We start from the raw sequence: 4478 nt of genomic DNA, 5'->3' as shown, positions 1-4478 counted from the left end.
CGGGGGCGCGCCGAAGCCCGCTCGGGGGTCGTGGGGCGCGCCGAAGCCGCCCGGGGGCGGATCCTGGGGGGCGCCGAAACCACCGGCCGGCGGCTGGTTCGGAGGGGGTGGCGGGGTACTCATCGGGTGCTGCTGCCTCTCACTTGCCGATTCCGGATCCGGGTCACTTGCCGAAGGCCATCAGGAGCTCCTCGTCCACGCCCTTGGCGCTGCCGCGCAGCGCGGTGACGGAGACGAACAGCCGTCCGTCCGCGTAGTCGATCTGCGGGGCGGCGATGTTGTTCTCGACGGTGGCCGCGGGGGGCGAGGGGTTGCGCAGCACCGTGGTGGGCTTGCCGCCGGCGGCCGGGATCGCGAGCACCTCGCCGCCCTTGTCCTTCTCGGCCTCGACGTAGGCGTACAGCTGGCCGTTCTCCGCCTTCAGCGGCAGCATCCGGCGGTCCTTCTCCGCGGGGGTGCGCCACTTGGCCTTGCCGGTGTTGAGGTCGAAGGCGACGATCTCGTTGGACTTGCCGTCGGTGGGCAGGTAGATGCTGTTCGCGCGGGTGTCGACGACCGCGCCCCAGCAGCTCTGCAGGTAGCGGTCCAGCAGGACGTTGTCGCACTGGGCGTTGAAGCTGCCCTCGCCGCTGAGCTGGGTGCGCAGCTTGCCGTCCGAGCCGATGACGGCGATGGCGCGTTCCTGCTTCTGCTTGTTGGCGACGTCGACGACGACGGGGTCGACCGAGTAGACCCTGGAGACCTTCCAGTCCTTGGGGAGCTTGTAGAACCAGGTGGTCTTCCCGGTGACCGGGTCGGAGCCCTGGACCTCCTCGCCGTCGTCGGTGCAGCGGGCGACGCCGATCAGCTTGGGGCCGCCGGCGTACTTCTCGGGGAGGCAGCCGCCCGGATCGGTGGTGGGTTCTCCGGTGCGGGCCCACAGCTTGTCGCCGGTGCTGACCTTGAAGGCGCTGGTGGGGCCCATGCGGCTGACGGTGACGGTGTCACCGCTGATGGCCAGGGTGGGCGAGACCATGATGTCGAACAGGCCCTCGCTCGGGACCTCCTTGTTCCAGCCCTCCTTGCCGGCCTTGAGGTCGATCATCTTGAGCTGGTTGCACTTGGCGTTCTCGGACTGGCCGTCCATGTAGCCGAGGACGGTCTTGCCGTCGGTGGTGGTCAGGTGCGTGGCGGTGCAGATCTTGTTCGGGAAGAGGACCGTCCACCGTTCCTTGCCGTCGCTCACCCCGTAGGCGGTGACGGACTTGTACGCCGCCTTGACGACGGTGTCGCCGACGACCCACTGGGCGGGTGCGTCGGCGCCGGCGCCCGGCAGGTCGACGGTGTTCGTCTGCACCCACAGGACCTTGTCCTCGCCGGGCTTGCGGCCGGAGTTGATGTCCGGCTTCGGTGCGGCTCCCTTGCCGTCGCCCTTGCCGTCGCCCTTGTCGGGGGAGGCCGGGGCGGACGGGTCGGCGGAGCCCTGGGCGGTCGGCTTGTCGTGGCCGGCGCCGTCCGCGAAGGCGAAGTACGCGCCGGCGCCCAGCACCAGCGCGCCGGCCACGGCGGCGGCGACGATGACGGGCGTGCGCTTGTTCCGGGCCGGGCCGCCGCCGCCCTGGCCGGGCGGGGTCTGCGGCGGGGTCTGCGGCGGGTACCCGCCGCCCTGGCCCGGGTACGGGCCCCAGCCCTGCGGCTGCTGCGGCTGCTGCTGGGGCTGGGGCTGGGGCTGCTGGGCGTACGGGTTGGGTCCCTGGGGGTAGCCGTAGCCGTAGCCCTGCGGCGGGCCGGGCAGGTGGCCGTAACCGTCCGGTCCCGGCGGCTGGTTCGGCGGCGGTGGCGGCACAGTCATCAGCGCATACCTTCGGCGGTCGGTCGGTGGGGGGATGACCTTTGTATCACCCGGCCGCAGACCCGCCGAGGCCGGTCGCACCCCTGTTCCCAAGGGCGGACCGGCCTGTGACGCCGCTGTTATCCGGTGTTGCCCGGCCGGCCGGGCCCGTTCCGGCGGGTCGTCGGCGGGTCGTCGGTGGGCCGGTACTCAGGCCTCTTCGGCGAGTTCCAGCCAGCGCATCTCCAACTCGTCGCGCTCGGAGAGGAGTTCCCTCAGCTCCGCGTCGAGGCCGGCGACCTTCTCGAAGTCGGTGGCGTGGTCGGCGATCTGGGCGTGCAGCAGGCTCTCGCGGTCGGAGAGCTTGTTGAGCTGACGCTCGATCTTCTGCAGCTCCTTCTTGGCGGCGCGCCCGTCCTTGGAGGACACCGTGGCGGCGGACTTGTCCTTGGCCGGCCCGGCCGGGGCGGGCGCGGCCGCCTCGATCATCCGCCGGCGGCGCTCCAGGTACTCGTCGACGCCGCGCGGCAGCATCCGCAGGGCGGCGTCGCCGAGCAGCGCCCACACGGTGTCGGTGGTGCGCTCGATGAAGAACCGGTCGTGGGAGATCACGATCATCGAGCCGGGCCAGCCGTCGAGGAGGTCCTCCAGCTGGGTCAGGGTCTCGATGTCGAGGTCGTTGGTGGGCTCGTCGAGGAAGAGCACGTTCGGCTCGTCCATCAGCAGGCGCAGGATCTGCAGCCGGCGCCGCTCGCCGCCGGAGAGGTCGCCGACCGGCGTCCACTGCTTCTCCTTGGTGAAGCCGAACTGCTCGCACAGCTGGCCCGCCGTCATCTCGCGGCCCTTGCCGAGGTCGACCCGGTCGCGGACCCGCTGCACGGCCTCCAGGACCCGCAGGGACGGGTCGAGTTCGCCGACCTCCTGGGAGAGGTAGGCCAGCTTGACGGTCTTGCCGACGGTGACGGTGCCGGCGGCGGGCTGGGACTCGCCCTGGGTGCGGGCGGCCTCGGCGAGGGCGCGCAGCAGGGAGGTCTTGCCGGCGCCGTTGACGCCGACCAGGCCGATCCGGTCGCCGGGGCCGAGCTGCCAGGTGAGGTGCTTGAGCAGCTGCTTGGGGCCGGCCTGGACGGTGACGTTCTCCAGCTCGAAGACGGTCTTGCCGAGGCGGGAGTTGGCGAAGCGCATCAGCTCGCTGCGGTCGCGCGGCGGCGGCACGTCGGCGATGAGCTCGTTGGCGGCCTCGATCCGGAAGCGCGGCTTGGACGTGCGGGCGGGGGCGCCGCGGCGCAGCCAGGCCAGCTCCTTGCGGATGAGGTTCTGCCGCTTGGCCTCCTCGGTGGCGGCGATCCGCTCGCGCTCGGCGCGGGCGAAGACGTAGTCGCTGTAGCCGCCCTCGTACTCGTGGACGTCGCCGCGCTGCACGTCCCACATGCGGGTGCAGACCTGGTCGAGGAACCAGCGGTCGTGGGTGACGCAGACGAGGGCGGAGCGGCGCTCCTGCAAGTGCCGGGCGAGCCAGGCGATGCCCTCGACGTCGAGGTGGTTGGTGGGCTCGTCCAAGACGAGGAGGTCCTGCTCGGCGATGAGCAGCTTGGCGAGCGCGATCCGGCGGCGCTCGCCGCCGGAGAGCGGGCCGATGACGGTGTCCAGGCCCTGGCCGAAGCCGGGCAGGTTCAGCCCGCCGAACAGGCCGGTCAGCACGTCGCGGATCTTGGCGTTGCCGGCCCACTCGTGGTCGGCCATGTCGCCGATGATCTCGTGGCGGATGGTCGCGGCGGGGTCCAGGGAGTCGTGCTGGGTCAGGATCCCGATGCGGGCGCCGCCGGTGTGGGTGACCCGGCCGGTGTCGGGCTCCTCCAGCTTGGCGAGCATGCGGATGAGGGTGGTCTTGCCGTCGCCGTTGCGGCCGACGACGCCGATCCGGTCCCCCTCGGACACGCCGAGGGAGATGCCGTCGAGCAGGGTGCGGGTTCCGTACACCTTGCTGACTGCCTCGACATTGACCAGATTGACGGCCATCAGACGCGCTCCAGGGAAAGGGATCTCTCAGCCCCTCAGCCTAACCTTCCCGGGGGGACGGGGGTCGACGGGCGGGCCGGTCGGCCGAAGCGCCTGCGTGGCCGCGGCGGGGCGGGGGTGACCCCCCGCGGTCCCCGGGAGCGGCCCGGGGGCCGGAGGCCCGGAGGCCGGGGGCCGGGGGCCGGAGGCCCGGAGGCCGGGGGCCGGGGGCCGGAGGCCCGGAGACCCGGGGGCCGGAAGCCCGGAGCCCGGAAGCCCGGAAGCCCGGAGACCGGAAGCCCGGAGACCCGGAGACCCGGAGACCCGGGGGCCGGAAGCCCGGAAGCCCGGAAGCCCGGAGGCCCGGAGGGCCGGGGGCCGGAGGGCCGGGGGCCGGAGACCCGGAGGCCCGGAGGCCGGGGCCGGGGGGCCGGAGGCCCGGGGCCCGGAGGCCCGGAGGCCGTGGGGCCCGGAAGCCCGGAGACCCGGAGGCCGTGGGGCCCGGAAGCCCGGAGGCCCGGAAGCACGGAAGCCCGGAAGCACGGAAGCCCGGAAGCACGGAGGCCCGGAAGCACGGAGGCCCGGAGGCCGGAGGCCCGGAGGGCCGGGGGGGCGAGGGCCCGGAGGCCGGAAGGCCGGAGGCCCGGGGGGCCAGGGGGGGGCCAGGGGG

Annotated in this window: 2 protein-coding genes; both read right to left on the bottom strand. The window is 73.3% G+C overall.

What is annotated here, in order from left to right; genetic code table 11:
- Positions 1–163: 163 nt before the first annotated feature.
- A complete protein-coding gene (locus GPJ59_RS33980) occupies positions 164–1831 on the bottom strand; it encodes an outer membrane protein assembly factor BamB family protein (protein ID WP_219671809.1) in 1668 nt (555 codons plus the stop codon).
- A 189-nt stretch (positions 1832–2020) separates the two neighbouring features.
- A complete protein-coding gene (locus GPJ59_RS33975; protein WP_219671808.1) occupies positions 2021–3829 on the bottom strand; it encodes an ABC-F family ATP-binding cassette domain-containing protein in 1809 nt (602 codons plus the stop codon).
- Positions 3830–4478: the final 649 nt, after the last annotated feature.

Origin of the sequence: Streptomyces bambusae (genome assembly GCF_019400985.1) — a bacterium.
Classification (GTDB): domain Bacteria; phylum Actinomycetota; class Actinomycetes; order Streptomycetales; family Streptomycetaceae; genus Streptomyces; species Streptomyces bambusae_A.
Note: the sequence above shows the minus strand (reverse complement) of the source record. Positions and strands in the feature narration are given on the sequence as shown.